At 72.2% G+C, this 16,900-nt stretch carries 14 protein-coding genes; 6 read left to right on the top strand and 8 right to left on the bottom strand.

Annotated elements, in window-relative coordinates:
- Positions 1 to 53: 53 nt before the first annotated feature.
- The 4 genes from DI272_RS05805 (at position 54) to DI272_RS05790 (ending at position 5,566) form a co-directional block, all read left to right on the top strand.
- On the top strand, positions 54 to 2,507 hold the full coding sequence (locus DI272_RS05805) for a SpoIIE family protein phosphatase (protein WP_258314474.1): 2,454 nt from the start codon (positions 54 to 56) through the stop codon (positions 2,505 to 2,507).
- Between the two features lie 158 nt (positions 2,508 to 2,665).
- Positions 2,666 to 3,733 (top strand): glucose-1-phosphate thymidylyltransferase, encoded by a 1,068-nt coding sequence (locus DI272_RS05800; RefSeq protein WP_109500703.1) that lies wholly within the window; start codon positions 2,666 to 2,668, stop codon positions 3,731 to 3,733.
- Positions 3,730 to 4,704 (top strand): dTDP-glucose 4,6-dehydratase, encoded by a 975-nt coding sequence (rfbB, locus tag DI272_RS05795; RefSeq protein WP_109494066.1) that lies wholly within the window; start codon positions 3,730 to 3,732, stop codon positions 4,702 to 4,704. The genes DI272_RS05800 and rfbB overlap by 4 nt, the downstream gene beginning before the upstream one ends.
- Positions 4,705 to 4,747: 43 nt before the next feature.
- The gene (locus tag DI272_RS05790; protein WP_146238311.1) at positions 4,748 to 5,566 is read left to right on the top strand and encodes a class I SAM-dependent methyltransferase; all 819 of its coding nucleotides are present in this window, start codon (positions 4,748 to 4,750) and stop codon (positions 5,564 to 5,566) included.
- Between the two features lie 68 nt (positions 5,567 to 5,634).
- Here the strand turns inward: DI272_RS05790 and DI272_RS05785 are convergent, their stop codons facing one another.
- Complete coding sequence (locus DI272_RS05785) at positions 5,635 to 7,590, bottom strand: glycosyltransferase (protein WP_109494064.1); 1,956 nt, start codon at positions 7,588 to 7,590, stop codon at positions 5,635 to 5,637.
- A gap of 159 nt (positions 7,591 to 7,749) precedes the next feature.
- Here DI272_RS05785 and DI272_RS05780 point away from each other — a divergent pair, with 159 nt between their 5' ends.
- Together DI272_RS05780 and DI272_RS05775 are read left to right on the top strand one after the other, a co-directional pair.
- Positions 7,750 to 8,250: a metallophosphoesterase gene (locus DI272_RS05780; RefSeq protein WP_109494063.1), complete on the top strand. Its 501-nt coding sequence runs from the start codon at positions 7,750 to 7,752 to the stop codon at positions 8,248 to 8,250.
- 215 nt (positions 8,251 to 8,465) lie between these two features.
- Positions 8,466 to 9,386: an aminoglycoside phosphotransferase family protein gene (locus DI272_RS05775; protein ID WP_109494062.1), complete on the top strand. Its 921-nt coding sequence runs from the start codon at positions 8,466 to 8,468 to the stop codon at positions 9,384 to 9,386.
- Here DI272_RS05775 and DI272_RS05770 read toward each other — a convergent pair whose 3' ends face one another.
- The 7 genes from DI272_RS05770 to DI272_RS05740 form a co-directional block, all read right to left on the bottom strand.
- Positions 9,387 to 10,001 carry an SRPBCC family protein gene (locus tag DI272_RS05770; RefSeq protein WP_109494061.1) on the bottom strand — a complete coding sequence of 205 codons (615 nt, stop codon included), beginning with the start codon at positions 9,999 to 10,001 and terminating at the stop codon, positions 9,387 to 9,389.
- An 11-nt stretch (positions 10,002 to 10,012) separates the two neighbouring features.
- Positions 10,013 to 11,116 carry an XdhC family protein gene (locus DI272_RS05765; protein WP_109494060.1) on the bottom strand — a complete coding sequence of 368 codons (1,104 nt, stop codon included), beginning with the start codon at positions 11,114 to 11,116 and terminating at the stop codon, positions 10,013 to 10,015.
- Positions 11,109 to 12,209 carry a VWA domain-containing protein gene (locus tag DI272_RS05760; RefSeq protein ID WP_258314473.1) on the bottom strand — a complete coding sequence of 367 codons (1,101 nt, stop codon included), beginning with the start codon at positions 12,207 to 12,209 and terminating at the stop codon, positions 11,109 to 11,111. The genes DI272_RS05765 and DI272_RS05760 overlap by 8 nt, the downstream gene beginning before the upstream one ends.
- A gap of 71 nt (positions 12,210 to 12,280) precedes the next feature.
- Entirely contained in the window at positions 12,281 to 13,171 is an 891-nt protein-coding gene (locus tag DI272_RS05755; protein WP_109494058.1) for a MoxR family ATPase, read from the bottom strand.
- Between the two features lie 6 nt (positions 13,172 to 13,177).
- Positions 13,178 to 14,032 (bottom strand): xanthine dehydrogenase family protein subunit M, encoded by an 855-nt coding sequence (locus DI272_RS05750; RefSeq protein WP_109494057.1) that lies wholly within the window; start codon positions 14,030 to 14,032, stop codon positions 13,178 to 13,180.
- Positions 14,029 to 16,389 (bottom strand): xanthine dehydrogenase family protein molybdopterin-binding subunit, encoded by a 2,361-nt coding sequence (locus DI272_RS05745; RefSeq protein WP_109494056.1) that lies wholly within the window; start codon positions 16,387 to 16,389, stop codon positions 14,029 to 14,031. The genes DI272_RS05750 and DI272_RS05745 overlap by 4 nt, the downstream gene beginning before the upstream one ends.
- On the bottom strand, positions 16,386 to 16,859 hold the full coding sequence (locus DI272_RS05740) for a (2Fe-2S)-binding protein (protein ID WP_109494055.1): 474 nt from the start codon (positions 16,857 to 16,859) through the stop codon (positions 16,386 to 16,388). Before DI272_RS05740 ends, DI272_RS05745 begins: the two co-directional genes overlap by 4 nt.
- Between the last annotated feature and the right edge of the window lie 41 nt (positions 16,860 to 16,900).

The following is a 16,900-nucleotide window of genomic DNA, read 5'->3' as shown; positions in this document are numbered from 1 at the left end:
GACACTCCACCGAACGGTCACAGGGGCTGCGCACGTGCCGTATAAGCGCTGTAATGGCGGACGTGGTCAGTGAGGGAGCCGCGGGGCGCAGAACGAGAACGCTGCGTGCCGAAGTTGCCCTCAAAGCGCTCACGGCCGGTCCCGGCTCACCCGAACGGCTGCGGAGCGTCCTCGAACAGGTGCTCGTCTTCGCCCGGGCCTCCCTCGCCGCCGTGTACGGCCCGAGCGAGGACGGCGAGCTGCTCTGCCTGGTGGACGCGGCAGGAGTGCCGCGCACCCTGTTCGGACTGCGGGACGCCTACCCCGCGGTCGGCGGCTCCCCGGTGGCCGAGGTCCACCGCGGCGGGCGGGCGGCCTGGCTGGGCCCGGAGGAGCTGGCCGAGGGCGCCGAGGCGCGGCGCGTGCCGTCCCGGGACTTCCATCTGGCGGCCCTGCCCGCCCGCGGCGACGGCGGGGGCTGCCTCGTCGCCGTGAGCGAGCGCCCCGACGGCTTCGACACCGACGACCGCAAGTGCCTGGAGCTCCTCGCCGACGCCGTGGCCTGCCCCGCCCCAGCCGAGGCGGCCGAGGGCGGGGAACTGCCCGCGGGCGCGTTCAGCCTCGCCATGGACACCGGACGCATCGAGGTCGGCGACGACATCCTCGACCTGTTCGCGCTGGCCAGGGAGGACTTCGACGGCCGCGTGGAGACGCTGCTGGCGCTCACCGTGCCCGAGGACCTGCCGGCGCTGATGTCCGTCACCGAGGCCGACCACATGTCCCTCGGCGACCGCGAGCTGGAGTTCCGGGCCCTGCAGCCCGCCGGACCACCCAAGTGGCTCAGGCTGCGCGGCCGGCTGCTGCCCGGCGGCGAGGGCCGCCCCGCCCGCCTCGCCGGCACCGTCGCCGACGTCTCCACGCTGCGCTCCGACGTCACCGACGTGGCCCGCGTCCAGCGCCTGGCCGCCGCCCTCGCCACCGCGGGCACCGTCCGCGACGTCAGCCAGGCCGTCGTCTCCGCGCTGCGCAAGCCGCTGCGGGCCGACCGGATCGCCCTCGCCGAGCTGGAGAACGACCGGCTGGTGGTGACCGTCCTCGACCCGCCCGACCCCGAGTCCTGGCCCGAGCTGTGGCGCCTGGAGTGGCGCACGGAGTGGCCCGACGCCCCCGTGCGGGCCATGCCCACCCTCGCCGCCGCGCTCAGCGAGGGCCGCGCGCAGATCTGGCCCGCCGGCACCGCCCTGGAGCCCGCCCTCGCCGACGTCGGCCCCGGCGGCCTCGCCGTACTGCCGCTGCCCGCCTCCGGCCGCATGGCCGGCGCGTGCCTGATCGGCTGGGACACCCCGCACGAGTTCGGCCCCGACGAACGCGCCCTGCTCACCGCATCCGCCGGGCTCGCCGGGCAGGCCCTGATGCGGGCCCACGCCTTCGACGCCGAACACGAACTCGTCGGCATGCTCCAGCGCCAGCTGCTGCCCCGCAGGCTGCCCAAGCTCCCGGGCGCGATCGCCGTCGCCCGCTATCTGCCGAGCACGGCCGGACTGGAGCTCGGCGGCGACTGGTACGACGTGATCCCGCTGCCCGACAACCACGTGGCCCTCGTCATCGGCGACGTCCAGGGCCACAGCGCCGGCGCCGCCACCCTCATGGGCCAGATGCGCACCGCCCTGCGGGCCTACGCCGTCGAGGGCCACCCGCCGGACGTCGTCGTCTCGCACGCCAACCGGCTGCTCGTGGACCTGGAGACCGACCTCTTCGCCACCTGCTGCTACGTCGACCTCGACATGGAGGAAGGTTCCGCCTGGTTCGTCCGGGCCGGCCACCTCCCGCCCGTGCTGCGGCACCCCGACGGCACGACCGAGATCGCCGAGGCCGAGGGCGGGCCGCCGCTCGGCGTCGTGACGCAGGCGGACTTCCCGATGGCCCCGCTGCGGCTGCGGCCCGGCACCCTGATCGCCCTGGCCACCGACGGCCTGGTGGAGTCCGCCGACGAGGACATCGACGAGGGCATGGACCGCCTCGCCCACGGGCTGTCCGCCTCCGACCCCGCCCACCTCGGCATGGTCGCCGACGCCCTGCTCGGCAACGCCCGCCGCAGCGACGACGTCGCCCTGCTCCTGGTCCGCTACGACGGCATGGCCTCGCACCCGCTGCGCGAGAGCTGGACGGTGTGGCGGGTCCCGCAGGCCGTCGGCCAGGCCCGCCGCTTCACCCGCCGCACCCTGCGCTCCTGGAACGTCCCCGCCGACGCCCAGGACGCCGTCCTGCTGATCGTCTCCGAGCTCGTCACCAACGCCCTCGTGCACACCGACGGCCGGGTCCGCCTCGACCTCACCCTCGTCAACCACCGGTTGCGCGTCGCCGTCGCCGACGCCTCGCCGCGCACCCCGGTCAAGCCGACCAGCATCGGCTGGGAGGCGACCGGCGGTCGCGGCATCCTCCTCGTCGAGGCCATGTCGGCGGCCTGGGGGACCGTGCCGGTCAGCGGCGGCAAACAGGTGTGGAGCGAGGTCACGCTGGACCGCTGAGCGCGCGACGCCGGCGGTCCACTCGTACGAGTGCACCGTGAAGTGATCGAAAAAGCCGCGAGTTGATCGAATTCACCGTGTGCGACCTCGGGTTTTCCTACGATGCAAGGCATATCGCGAACGGCCCGTCACGGACGAACGAGACTAAGGTGAAGCAGATGAAGGCTCTCGTCCTGTCTGGTGGCGCCGGTACGCGTCTGAGGCCGATCACCCACACATCGGCCAAACAACTCGTGCCCGTGGCCAACAAACCCGTCCTGTTCTACGGCCTGGAGTCCATCGCGGCGGCCGGGATCACCGAAGTCGGCGTGATCGTCGGGGAGACGGCCGCCGAGATCGAGGAAGCGGTCGGCGACGGCTCGAAGTTCGGTCTCGAGGTCACCTACATTCCGCAGGAGCGTCCTCTCGGCCTGGCCCACGCGGTGCTGATCGCCCGGGAGTTCCTCGGCGACGACGACTTCGTCATGTACCTGGGCGACAACTTCATCGTCGGCGGCATCGCCGCCCTCGTCGACGAGTTCCGGGCCCACCGCCCCGACGCCCAGATCCTCCTCACCCACGTCCCCGACCCGCGCGCCTTCGGCGTCGCCGAACTCGACGCCGCGGGCCAGGTGATCGGCCTGGAGGAGAAGCCCGAGACCCCCAAGAGCGATCTCGCCCTGGTCGGCGTCTACCTGTTCACGCCCGTGATCCACGACGCGGTCCGGGCCATCACCCCGTCCGGGCGCGGCGAACTGGAGATCACCCACGCCATCCAGCACCTCATCGACGAACGCGCCGACGTCCGCTCCACGGTGATCAAGGGCTACTGGAAGGACACCGGCAATGTCACCGACATGCTGGAGGTCAACCGCACCGTCCTGGAGACCGTCGAGCACCGCGTCGACGGCGCGGTCGACGAGGCCTCCGAGCTGATCGGGCGGGTCGTCGTGGAGGAGGGGGCGCGCATCGTCAGGTCCCGCGTCGTCGGACCGGTGATCATCGGCTCCGGGACCGTCGTCGAGGACTCCTACATCGGCCCCTTCACGTCCGTCGCCGAGAACTGCCGCGTGACGGACAGCGAGTTGGAGTTCTCGATCGTCCTGCGGGACTCCTCGATCCGCGGCGTGGGCCGTATAGAGTCCTCCCTCATCGGCCGTCACGTGGAGGTGACCCCGACGACCGGTATGCCCGCTGCCCACCGTCTAGTGCTCGGAGACCACAGCAAGGTGCAGATCCGTTCATGAAGCTCCTCGTCACCGGCGCCGCCGGCTTCATCGGCTCCCAGTACGTGCGCGGGCTCCTCGCCTCGGAGGCGGCCGACGCGCCACGGATCGTCGTGCTGGACAAGCTCACCTACGCCGGCACCCTGGACAACCTCGAACTCGGCCACCCCCGGCTGGAGTTCGTGCAGGGCGACATCCGGGACGCGGAGCTGGTCGACCAGCTGATGGCCGACGCGGACCAGGTCGTGCACTTCGCCGCCGAGTCCCACGTGGACCGCTCGATCGCCGGGGCGGGCGACTTCGTGCTGACCAACGTGGTGGGCACCCAGACCCTGCTGGACGCCGCCCTCCGGCACGGCACCGGCCCGTTCGTGCACGTGTCCACCGACGAGGTCTACGGCTCCATCGACGAGGGCTCCTGGCCCGAGACCCACCCGCTCGCGCCCAACTCGCCCTACTCCGCCTCCAAGGCCTCCTCCGACCTGCTCGCCCTCGCCTACCACCGCACCCACGGCCTGGACGTCCGCGTCACCCGCTGCTCCAACAACTACGGGCCGCACCAGTTCCCGGAGAAGGTCATCCCGCTCTTCATCACCCACCTCCTCGACGGCAGGAAGGTCCCGCTCTACGGTGACGGCCGCAACGTCCGCGACTGGCTGCACGTCGACGACCACTGCCAGGGCGTCGACCTGGTCCGTACCGCGGGCCGGGCCGGGCGCGTGTACAACATCGGCGGCGGCACCGAACTGAGCAACAAGGAACTCACCGGGCTGCTCCTCGAAGCGTGCGGCGCCGGCTGGGACATGGTCGAGTACGTCGAGGACCGCAAGGGACACGACCTGCGCTACTCCGTCGACTGGACCAGGATTCACACCGAACTCGGCTACGAGCCCCGGCACGACTTCGCGACCGGCCTCGCCGACACCGTCGTCTGGTACCGGACCCACCGCACCTGGTGGGAGCCGCTCAAGCGACGTATCACCCCTCACTGAGCACGATCCGACCGTTGGCCCCCTGAAAGGAATACGTCGAACCATGTCGATCAGAACAACAGTGAAGAACGTGTTGGGTGAGAAGAACGTGCGGATCGTGCGCCAATTGAAGCGACGCATTTCCGGGCAGCCGCCGCAGCCGGTCCAGAAGAAGCCGACCGGACTCGCCGCCATCTCGCACGACCTCAACAAACTCGCCGTCCACTTCAAGACGGACAAGTGGGGAGCGCACCGCTACACGCAGCATTACCAGAAGCATCTCCAGCACCTGAAGAACGAGAAGTTCAACCTTCTGGAGATCGGTATCGGCGGTTACAACCGGCCCGGCCAGGGCGGCGCCTCGCTGCGCATGTGGAAGGCGTTCTTCCCGAACGCGCAGATCTACGGCATGGACATCCAGGACAAGTCCCATGTCGACGAGGAGCGCATCACGACGTTCATCGGCGACCAGTCCGACCCCTCGTCCCTGAACGCCGTCGCGGACAAGATCGGCGACCTCGACGTCATCATCGACGACGGCAGCCACCGGCCCCCGCACGTCCTCACCACGTTCGCCACGCTCTTCCCCCGCCTCAAGGACGGCGGCATCTACGTCGTCGAGGACACGCAGTCGTCGTACTGGCCCGAGTGGATGGGCAGCGAGGACCTCGACGACCCCAACACCAGCATGGCGATGCTGAAGCGGCTGACGGACGGCCTGAACTACGAGGAGTTCGTCGACGAGAACTACCAGCCCAGCTACACGGACCTCAACGTCGTGGGCGTGCACTTCTACCACAACCTGGTGATCATCGAGAAGGGCAGGAACGCCGAGGGCACCAACAAGCGCAACGCCCTGAAGGCGCGTTACGCCAAGAAGTGATCCCGGTCAGAAAGAGCAAGTGAGCGCGGCCCCCGTGAACTTCACGGGGGCCGCGCTCGATCGGTCCGCTACTTCCCGCGGTTCCTGACCCGGGCCGCCGCCCCGCGCAGCACCCGGCCGAGCGCGCGCCGGACCTTGCGGGCCAGCCGCTGCGCACCGCCGTGTCCGGGCACCGCCACCGGACGGACGGTCCCGCCGGAGACGCGCAGTGCGAACGGCAGCACGAGGAAACGCGGCTCGGGCGCGTTCGGCACCGGGCTCAGCGCCACCCGCCACCGCGCGCCGCTCAACTCGGCGAGCGGCAGATCGGCCTCCAGCACCGACCCCAGCCGCTCGTCCGCGGCGGGGGAGAGGGTGCCCGGCACATCCACGATCCGTGCCGCCCCGAGCCGCAGCACCACCTTGGTCTCCCCGCCCACCTGGAACGGCACCGCCGTGCTGATGCGCGGTCCGTCGACGGCGACCGTGCCCGGCGTGACGCGGTCCAGGCCCAGCCGCTTGGCCGCCCGGTCCACGTCGAGGGCGAGGTTGCCGTGCGGACGGGTCCAGTACGGCAGGACCACGTGCCCGCCCGCCACACCGGCCTGCGGCGTCGGCCGGTGCTCGGCCGGGGCCGGACCGAGCCGGCACTCCTTGGTCCAGCCGCCCAGCCGGACGCGCACGAAGGCGTCCCACAGCCCCTCGTCCGGCGCCGCCCCGCCGGCCGCCGTGGCGGGGTCGACGTCGGCCGTCGCCCGCAGCACCAGCCGCACCCGCTCGCCGTCCTCGCCGGACACCTTGTCCCGGACGACCCGCACGGGCTGGAAGTGCTGGGCGGAGCTGCCCCGTTCCCGCAGCAGCAGATCGCCCGCGGCCTGGTCGAAGCGCGCGACGGAGTCGGCGCACACCCAGGCGACGGCCTCGGCGGCGTCCAGCGGCGGGGCGCCCTCGGCCAGGGCACCCCGCGCGGGGAACGTCATCGGCTCGCCGCCCGAGGTGAACTCGGCGCTCAGCGACACCTCCAGCACCCCGTCACGCCACTCCACGCCCTCCGGAACGGCCTTGAGGGCGATCCCGGCCTCCCACTCGGCGAACGCCACGATGTCGTCGTAGCGGTCCGCGGTGATCAGCGCGGCCACCACCCGCTGGGCGGGCGGCAGACCGGCCGCCACACCGGGGCCGAAGCGGTCCACGACGGTCGAGTGGATCTCCGCGAACAGGGCCCGGCGGTAGTCCTCGGGCAGCCCGAGCAGGCGCCGGCCGCGCATCCGCTCGACCATCTCGTTGCGCAGCCAGCGCCGGAAGAGCCGGTCGCGCAGCTCACCCGGCTTGGTGTACGTCTCGACGACGTCGAGCGCCTCGCGCAGGTTCTTGAAGTAGCCGGCCGGCTCGAACTGCTGGAAACCGGCGTTGGAGGCGTCGTCACGCCGTACGTGGTAGTAGCAGACGTAGTCGCTGAGCACGGAGACGTTGTCGGCGCGCAGATACGCCTCGGCGATGAAGACGTGGTCCTCCAGGCGCCGCCTGCCCTCCGGGAAGCGCAGGCCGATGTCGTCGAGGAAGGCCCGGCGGAACATCTTGTGCGGGGTGAGGCTGTCGATCAGCGGCGCGTTCTCGACGCTCGCGTGCGGGCGGTTGCGGCGGAACAGCTCGACCGGCACGGGACGCCCCTTGCCGGCCATCTTGCCCACGATCACATCGGCGCCGTTGGCCACGCCGTAGTCGTACATCCGCTCCAGGGCCTCGTCGCCGAGATAGTCGTCGTTGTCGACGAACATCACGAACTCGCCCCGGGCGGCCTCGATCCCGACGTTGCGGGGCTTGCCGGACCAGCCGGAGTTCTCCTGGTGGATGACACGGACGCGTGAGTCCTCGGCAGCGAGCTCATCGAGCCGGCCGGGTGTTCCGTCGGTGGAGCCGTCGTCGACGAAGATCACTTCGTACTCGTCGGGAGGCAGCGACTGCCTCTTCAGAGATGCGATGCAGTCCTCGATGTAAACCCCGGGGTTGTACACGGGGACGACGACGCTGACCTTGACCGGCATGAGGCTCGGTCCCCCTTGGGTCGCTTGTCGTTTCTGTCATGGTGCGGTACTTGTGGCCAGATGCTAACCCGACGCCTGTGTGGTCGATGTTCCGACCACCGCTCGGATCGCATACCGATCGTGTCAAGGTTGACGATCTTTCACGGATAGTCTGACCGCGTGCGTCTGCTTCTGCTCTCCGACACGCATCTGCCCCAGCGCGCCAAGGAACTCCCGGCCCCGCTGCTGGCCGAACTCCCGCGCGCCGACGTGGTGTTCCACGCGGGCGACTGGGTGGACACCGCCACCCTCGACCTGCTGGAGCGCCTCAGCCGGCGTCTCGTCGGCGTCCACGGCAACAACGACGGACCGGCACTGCGGGCCCGGCTGCCGGAGACCGCCTATGCCGAACTCGGCGGCCTGCGCTTCGCGGTGGTCCACGAGACCGGCCCCGCGCAGGGCCGCGAGGCACGCTGTGCCGCCCGCTTCCCCGACACCGACGTGCTGGTCTTCGGCCACAGCCACATCCCCTGGGACACCACCGCCCCGACCGGTCTGCGGCTGCTCAACCCTGGCTCCCCGACGGACCGGCGGCGGCAGCCGCACTGCACGTACATGACGGCGGCCGTCGAGGACGGCCGCCTGGACGACGTGCTGCTGCACCGGCTGCCTCCGCGGTAGCCGGCGGCGGCACCTCACGAGGATCCGGGCCGCTCCAGGTGTCCGGAAGCGGCCCGGGCGCTGCGAGTGTGCGCTGTCACGGACCTCCTTCCACAGAGGTGTGCCGAAGAGGGTGTGCACCGGTGCGTGTTCCTCTTCCGTTGCGCGCCGCCTACCCCTGGCAGCCGGACCCAACCCTCTAATTCGTTGGACGCCGCCGCCGTCACCCCGCTGAGATGGAGGGCGTGCTGATCGACACCACGCTCGTACGCCGTCTGCTGACCGCACAGTTCCCGCAATGGGCCCACCTCCCGCTCACCCCGGTGCCGCAGTCCGGCATGGACAACGCGACCTTCCGGCTCGGCGCGGAACTGTCCGTGCGGCTGCCCCGCTACGCGCACTGGGCGGGGCAGGTGGCCCGGGAGCACCGCTGGCTGCCCCGGCTCGCCCCGCACCTGCCGCTGACCGTGTCCGAGCCGCTGGAGATCGGCGAACCCGGCGAGGGCTACCCGTACCCGTGGTCGGTGTACCGCTGGCTGGAGGGCGAGACGGCGACCACCGACGGGCTGGCCGACCCGGTGCGGGCCGCCCTGGACCTCGCCGGGTTCGTCACCGCCCTCCAGGGCGTCGACGCGACCGGTGGTCCCGGACCGGAGCAGAGCAACGCCTTCCGCGGCGTGCCCATGGGCGACCCGCGCGACTCGCTGGCCGCCGAGGCGCGGGTACGGCCCAAGCTGGCGGCGCTGCGGGGCACCGGGCTGGTCGACATCGACGCCGTGACGGAGGTGTGGGAGGCGGCCCTCGCGGCGCCCGCCTGGCACAAGCCGCCGGTGTGGATCCACGGCGACCTCGCGGCCGGCAACCTGCTGATGCGGGACGGCCGGCTGAGCGCCGTCATCGACTTCGGCACGCTCGCCGTCGCCGATCCGGCGGTGGATCTGCAACCCGCGTGGATGTTCCTGCCCGCGTCGGCCCGGGAGATCTTCCGGGAGGCGGTCGACGCCGACGACGCCACCTGGGCGCGCGCCCGCGGCTGGGCACTGGCCGGGTCGCTCCCGGTGCCGGACGACCCCTTCTTCCAGCAGGACCCGGCGCGGGTGACGGCGGCCCTGGACCACCTGGCGCAGGTCGTCGAGGACCATCGACGGTACGGGTGATCACCCACGGGCGTGGGCGGCTCGGCCCCGCCGCCACCGCCGTGTCCGCAGCACCACCAGCACTGTCACCAGGGCGGCCACGACCACCGGCGCGAGACGCCGGGCGACCGGCACCCCGGCCGTGCGGATCAGGTCCAGCGACTCCTCCTCCGCCGGTGCCGCCGTGTCCGGCACCGGCGCCAGCTTCTCGGCCAGGCACCCGGCGAACTGGCCGATGACCCGGTCGCCGACCTCCGCCATCACCCCGCGCCCGAACTGCGCGGGCCGCCCGGTCACCGTCAGATCGGTGCGCACCGAGACGGCGGTGGCGCCGTCCCGTTCCACGAGTGTGCTGGTGACGGTGGCGCGTGCGGTGCCCTGGCCGCGGGTCTCCCGGCCACTGGCGATCAGAACCATGCGATGGGCGGCGTCGTCCTGCTCCTCGAAGACCGCGGTGCCCTGGTACGTCACGGTGATCGGGCCGACCTTGACCTTCACCGAGCCCGTCACGGTCTTGCCGTCGTACTCCTCGACGCTCGCCCCCGGCATGCAGGGCGCGACGCGCTCGATGTCGAGGAGGGCCTGCCAGGCGTCGTCGACCGGGACGGGCACGGTGAACTCGTGGTGCAGTTCCATGACTTCCTCCGTCAGGTTCCCTGGGGATGGATGGCGCCCGCGGTCGCCGTCAGCGGGGTGCCGGTGCCGCCCCACCGCAGCGCGACGATCTCCGCGGCGACGGACACGGCCACCTCCTCGGGGGTACGGGCCCCGAGATCGAGCCCGACCGGGGAGCGCAGCCGGGACAGCTCGCGGTCGGTGAGGCCGCCCTCGACCAGGCGCTTCATCCGGTCGTCGTGGGTACGGCGGCTGCCCATCGCGCCGATGTACGCGGCGGGCCGGCGCAGCGCCTCCTGGAGCAGCGGGACGTCGAACTTGGGGTCGTGGGTGAGGACGCAGATCACCGTCCGTTCGTCGGTGTCCGTGCCCTGGAGGTAGCGGTGCGGCCAGTCCACGACGACCTCCACGCCCGGCGGAAAGCGCTTGGCGGTGGCGAAGACGGAGCGGGCGTCGCAGACCGTGACCCGGTAGCCGAGGAAGTCGCCGATCCGGGCGACCGCGGCGGCGTAGTCGATGGCGCCGAACACCAGCATCCTCGGGGGCGGGGCGAAGGAGTGCAGGAAGACGCTCACCGCGTCCTCGCGGCGCTCGCCGCGCGGCCCGTAGTGCCGCAACCCCGTGGCGCCGAGGGCGAGTTCACCGCGCGCATCGGCGGTCACGGCCACATCGAGACCGCTCGTGCCGAGACTCCCCGAGACCCGGTCCGGCCACACCGCGAGGGTCGCGCCGCGCGGCGCGGGGCCGTCCGTCACCGTGGCCACGGTCACCGGACGCCCCGCCGCCACCGACGCTGCGACCTCACCGAAGGACGGGTCCAGCGCCGCGGTCACCGGCCGCACCAGCAGCGTGATCTCACCGCCGCAGGTGAGGCCGACGGCGAAGGCGTCCTCGTCGCTGTAGCCGAAGGTCCGCACCTGCGCCTCGCCGCTCGCCACCACCTCCTGCGCCAGCTCGAACACGGCCCCCTCCACACACCCCCCGGACACACTGCCGACGACCTCGTCGCCGGGCCCGACCGCCATCGCGGCCCCCGGATCACGCGGGGCGCTGCGGCTCACGGCGACGACGGTGGCCAGTCCGAACGGCGATCCCGCCGCGTACCAGGCGCTCAGCGCCGGGAGAATCTCACGCACCACCCGCTCCTCTCACGACCGCCGCCAGGCTCTCCAGAGCGGCCAGGCTGTGCCCCTCGACGAACGCGTCCACGCTCGGCAGCGCCGCCGCCATCCCGGCCGCCAGGGGCGCGTACCCGGGGCGTGCCTTGCGGGGATTCGCCCAGATCACCCGGTGCGCCAGCCGCCGCAAGCGTCGCATCTGGGCCGCCAGCAGCTCCGGATCGCCACGCTCCCAGCCGTCGGACAACAGCACCACGACGGCGCCACGCGCCATCCCGCGCTGCCCCCATCGGTCCAGGAACGCGCGCAGCAGCACCCCGAGCCGGGTGCCGCCCCGCCAGTCGGGAACGGCCGCCGACACCGCCGCCATCGCCAGGTCCGGATCACGGTGCGACAGCTCCCGCGTCACCCGCGTCAGCCGGGTGCCGATGGTGAACACCTCGGTGCGCGGCCCCCGGACGGCGGCATGGGCGAAACGCAGCAGCGCGTCGGCGTACGGCGCCATGGACCCGCTGACGTCCACCAGCAGCACGACCCGCCGGGGGCGCACGGCCCGGGTGTGCCGCAGCAGCCGGGCGGGCTCGCCGCCGCGCCGGAGCAGCTCGCGCACGGTCCGGCGCGGATCGACCTCGCCGCGCCGGGCCGGCCGCCGCCGCGCGCTGCGCCGGGTTTCGCCGTGCAGCGCGAACGCGGCGAGCAGACGGTGGAGTTGTTCGCGTTCGTCGGCGTTCAGCCGGCCGAAGTCCCGGTGACGCAGTACTTCGGCGGAAGCGGCGAGGGCGGCCATGGGGGGTGCTTCGGCTTCGCGTCGGGTCTGTGTACGAGGCACGGTGGCATCGCGTGCGACGCCCCGCAGGTTCATGGCGGGAGCGGCTGGCACGGGCCCGGTCGCCGGCTCGACGGAGCCGAAGCAGGCGGTGAACACCCGCTCGTAACGCTCCAGGTCGTCCCGGTCCCCGCACAGAGTCAGCCGCCCTGCCCAGTACACATCCGTCCGCCGCGCCGGCCCCAGTGCGTCCACGGCCCGCAGAAAGGCGTGCAGCCGCTCGGCACTCGCGTCCACCCCCGCCGCACGCAGGGCACGGCCGAATCCGAGAAGGGCGGCGTCCACGTCCCTCAGAGGTTCATGTGCGGCTCCACCGCGGGGCGCGACGCGCCGCGACGAACCCGCAGACGACTCCATCACCGGACTTCCGTCGAGACACCGAGCAACGCGGCGAAATCCAGCCCCCGCCCCCGCTCCACATCCTCCCGGTACTTGAGTACCGACCCCAGCGTGCGCACCGCCGACTCCGCGTCCACCTCACTCGCCCCCAGCGCATCCAGCGCCTGCGTCCAGTCGATGGTCTCCGCGACACCAGGGGGCTTGACCAGATCCTGCTCCCGAAGCGCCTGCACAAGAGTGGTCACCTGCTCCGCCAACCGCGCCGAGACCCCCGGCAACCGCCGCCGCACAATGGCCAGTTCACGGCCGAAGCCGGGATGGTCGAACCAGTGGTACAGACACCGCCGCTTCAGCGCGTCGTGCACCTCGCGGGTGCGGTTGGAGGTCAGCACGACCACGGGCGGGGACTCGGCCCGCAGTGTGCCCAGCTCCGGAATCGTCACGGCGTATTCCGAGAGCAGCTCCAGCAGGAACGCCTCGAACTCGTCGTCGGCCCGGTCGATCTCGTCGACCAGCAGCACCGACGGCTGCGTCTCCAGCGCCCTGAGCAGGGGACGGGCGATCAGGAAGCGCCGGTCGTACAGCTCGCTCTCCAGCCGTCCGGCATCGGTGATCCCGGCGGCCTCGGCGGCCCGCAGATGCAGCAGCTGACGGGGGAAGTCCCAGTCGTACAGGGCCTGTGAGGCGTCGATGCCCTCATGGCACTGGAGCCGGATCAGCGGGGCGTCGAGGGCCTCGGCGAGGGCGGCGGCGAGCGCGGTCTTGCCGACGCCCGCGTCGCCCTCGCAGAAGATCGGCCGGGCCAGCCGCAGCGCCAGGAAGCAGGCGACGGCCAGTCCTTCGTCGACGAGGTATCCCGTCGCCTCCAGGCGGGCCCGCACCTGGTCCGGGCCGTCGATCCGCGTGATCGCCGCTCACCCCATCCCGGCGGCGGCCAGCACCGCGCGCCCGGTCAGCACCCGTGCCAGATGGGCCCGGTACTCCGGTGACGCCGACGTGTCCTGGGACGGCCGGGTCCCGGCCGCCGCCGACTCCGCGGCCCGCGCCACTGCCGCCGCGTCCCCGGCACCGGCGAGGGCAGCCTCGGTGGCCGTGGCCCGCAGCGGGGTCGTGCCCATGTTGGTCAGCCCGATGCGTGCCTCGGCGACCCGGCCGTTGTCGCGCCGGACGAGCGCGGCCACGCCGACGATCGCCCACGACTGGGCGACCCGGTGGAACTTCTCGTAGTGGAAGCCCCAGCCGTCCGCCTTCGGAACCCGCACCTCGACGAGCAACTCGTCCGGCTCCAGCGCGGATTGGAGGTAGTCGACGAAGAACTCCCGGGCGGGGACAGTGCGTCGGCCACCCGGTCCCTGCGCCACCAGCTCGCCGTCCATCGCCAGCACCACCGCGGGCAGGTCACCGGCCGGGTCGGCGTGCGCGAGGGCGCCGCCGAGGGTCCCGCGATGCCGTGCGGCCGGATCGGCGACGGTCGCCGTGGCGGCGGCGAGCAGGCCCGCGTGGCGGCGGACCAGCGGGTCGCGGAGCACGTCGTGGTGCGTGGTCAGCGCGCCGATGACGAGCGTGTCGCCGTCCTCGCGGACCCCGCGCAGCTCGGGGATGCGACCGACGTCCACGACCAGTTCGGGGAAGGCCAGCCGGAGCCGCAGCAGCGGCAGCAGGCTCTGCCCGCCGGCCAGCACCTTGGCGTCCTCACCGGCGTCGGCGAGCACGCGCACCGCCTCGTCGACGCCGGCCGGGCGGGCGTAGTCGAATGCCGGGGGAATCATCGCGAGGCCTCCCTGACCGCTCGCCAGACCCGCTCGGGTGTGCAGGGCATCCGCACGTCGCGCACGCCCAGCGGACGCAGCGCGTCCACGATCGCGTTGACGACGGCGGGCGTGGAGGCGATCGTCCCGGCCTCGCCGACGCCCTTCACCCCCAGGGGGTTCGAGGTGGCCGGCGTCTCCGTCCGGTCCGTCACGAAGTCCGGCAGGTCCGCCGCCGAGGGCACGAGATAGTCGGCCATCGTGCCCGAGACCAGGTTGCCCTCGTCGTCGTAGACCGCCTCCTCGTACAGTGCCTGCGCGATGCCCTGCGCGAGGCCGCCGTGCACCTGTCCTTCGACGATCGTCGGGTTGACGACCCGGCCGACGTCGTCGACGCAGACGTACGACCTGATCCGGGTCTGCCCGGTCTCGGTGTCGACCTCGACCGCGCACAGGTGGGTGCCGTGCGGGTAGGAGAAGTTGTCCGGGTCGACCAGGTGCTCGGCGTTGATGGTGGGCACCAGGCCGTCGGGCAGGTCGTGCGAGGTGAAGGTCTCGAAGGCGACCTCCTGGATGGTCCTGCGGGCGTCCGGCGAGCCCTTCACCGAGAAGACGCCGTCGGTGAACTCCAGGTCCCGCTCGCTCGCTTCGAGCAGATGCGCGGCGATCCTCCGGGCCTTGTCCACCACCTTCAGCGCCGCATGGTGCACGGCCGTCCCGCCCACGACGAGCGACCGCGAGCCGTAGGTGTCCATGCCCTGCGGGGCCGCCCGGGTGTCGCCGTGGACGACCTCGACGTCCTCGAACGGCACGCCCAGCACGTCGGCGGCGATCTGGCTCCAGCAGGTCACATGGCCCTGGCCGTGCGGGCTGGTGCCGGTGACCACCTCGACCTTGCCGGTCGGCAGCATGCGGACGGCCGCCGCCTCCCAGCCGCCGGCCGCGTAGCGCAGATCCCTGAGCACCCGGCTCGGGGCGAGCCCGCACATCTCGGTGTACGTCGACACCCCGATGCCCAGACGGACCGTGTCGCCCCGGTGATTGCGGTCGGCCTGCTCGGCGCGCAGCTTGTCGTAGTCGAACAGGGCGAGCGCCTTCTCGGTCGCGGCCTCGTAGTTGCCGCTGTCGTACGTCAGGCCCGCGACCGTCGTGTACGGGAACTCCTCGTGCCGGATCCAGTTGCGGCGCCGCAACTCCACTGGATCGAGGCCGAGTTCGGCGGCCAGCTCGTCCATGATCCGTTCGATGGCGTACGTCGCCTCCGGGCGTCCGGCGCCCCGGTAGGCGTCGGTCGGGGTCCGGGTCGTGAAGACGCCCGTGACGTTGAGCTCGTAGGAGGACATCTTGTAGATCCCCGGGTACATGAACGCGCCCAGGATCGGGATGCCCGGCGTGACGAGCATCAGATAGGCGCCCATGTCGACGAGCAGGTCGGCCTTGAGGCCGAGCAGGGTGCCGTCGCGGTTCGCGGCGATCTCGATGTCCTGGATCATGCCGCGGCCGTGGTGGGTGGCCAGATAGCCCTCGCTGCGGGACTCCGTCCACTTCACCGGGCGGCCGAGGCGGCGGGCGACCGCGAGGGCGAGGGCCTCCTCGCCGTAGACCTGGAGCTTGGAGCCGAAGCCGCCGCCCACGTCGGGGGCGACGACCCGGAGTTTGTGCTCGGGTATCCCGGTGACCACGGCCAGCATGATCCGCAGGATGTGCGGGATCTGGGTGGAGGAGTGGAGGGTGTACTCGCCGGACGCGGTGAGCGGGGTGACCACGACGGCGCGCGGCTCCATCGCGTTGGGGATGAGGCGCTGCTGGTGGTAGCGGCGCTTGAGCGTCACCTCGGCGCGCTGCCGGACGGCCGCGAAGTCCTCGCCGGCCTTCAACGGCCAGTCGTAGCAGCGGTTGGTGCCCTTGTCGGCGTGGACCAGGGGGCTGTTCCCGGCCAGGGCCGCCGCCAGGTCGAGGACCGGGGGGAGCGGCGTGTAGTCGACCTCGATCGCCTCCAGGGCGTCGGCCGCCGCGTACCGGTCGCGGGCCACCACGACGGCCACCGGGTCGCCCGCGTGGCGCACCTCGTCGCCCGCGATCGGCGGGTGGTCGGGCAGCACGATGTCCTCGGTCACCGGCCACGCGCAGGGCAGCGACCCCAGACCCTCCGCGAGGTCGGCGCCGCTGAACGCCGCGACCACGCCGGGGCGTTCGAGCGCGGGGGCCACGTCGACGCGGTCGATGCGGGCATGCGCCATGGGGCTGCGCAGGATCGCCAGGTGGAGCAGTCCGTTGACGGCGATGTTGTCGGTCCACGTGGTCTGTCCGGTGACCAGCCGGGCGTCCTCCTTGCGGGGGCGGGCCCGGCCGACCTCCCGCTCGACGGTGCCGCTCATGTGCCGGCCTCCTGACCGGAGGCGGCGAGGACCGCGCGCACGATGTTCTGGTAGCCCGTGCAGCGGCACAGGTTGCCCTCGAGGGCGTGGCGCACCTCGTCCGAGGTGGGTGTGGGGTTGTCCCGCAGCAGGTCGCGCGCGGCCATGATCATCCCCGGTGTGCAGTAGCCGCACTGGAGCGCGTGCCGTTCGTGGAAGGCGCGCTGGAGGCCGCTCCACTCCCCGTTCCCGTCGGCGAGCCCCTGGACGGTGGTCACCTCGCTCCCGTCCGCCTGGACGGCGAGGACCGAGCAGCTCTTGACGCTCTCGCCGTCCAGGTCGACCGTGCAGGCCCCGCAGTTGGAGGTGTCGCAGCCGATCGGCGTCCCGGTCAGGCCGAGGCGGTCACGCAGGTAGTGGATCAGCAGGAGGCGGGGTTCCACCTCGTCCTCGTAGTTCGTTCCGTCCACCTTCACCGAGACACGGGTCATGTGCCCTCCCAGGAAACACCGGACGTGATGGGCGTCACTCT

Source organism: Streptomyces sp. Act143 (genome assembly GCF_003143935.1).
Taxonomy (GTDB): Bacteria; Actinomycetota; Actinomycetes; order Streptomycetales; family Streptomycetaceae; genus Streptomyces.
This window is presented reverse-complemented; position numbering and strand designations above follow the sequence as displayed.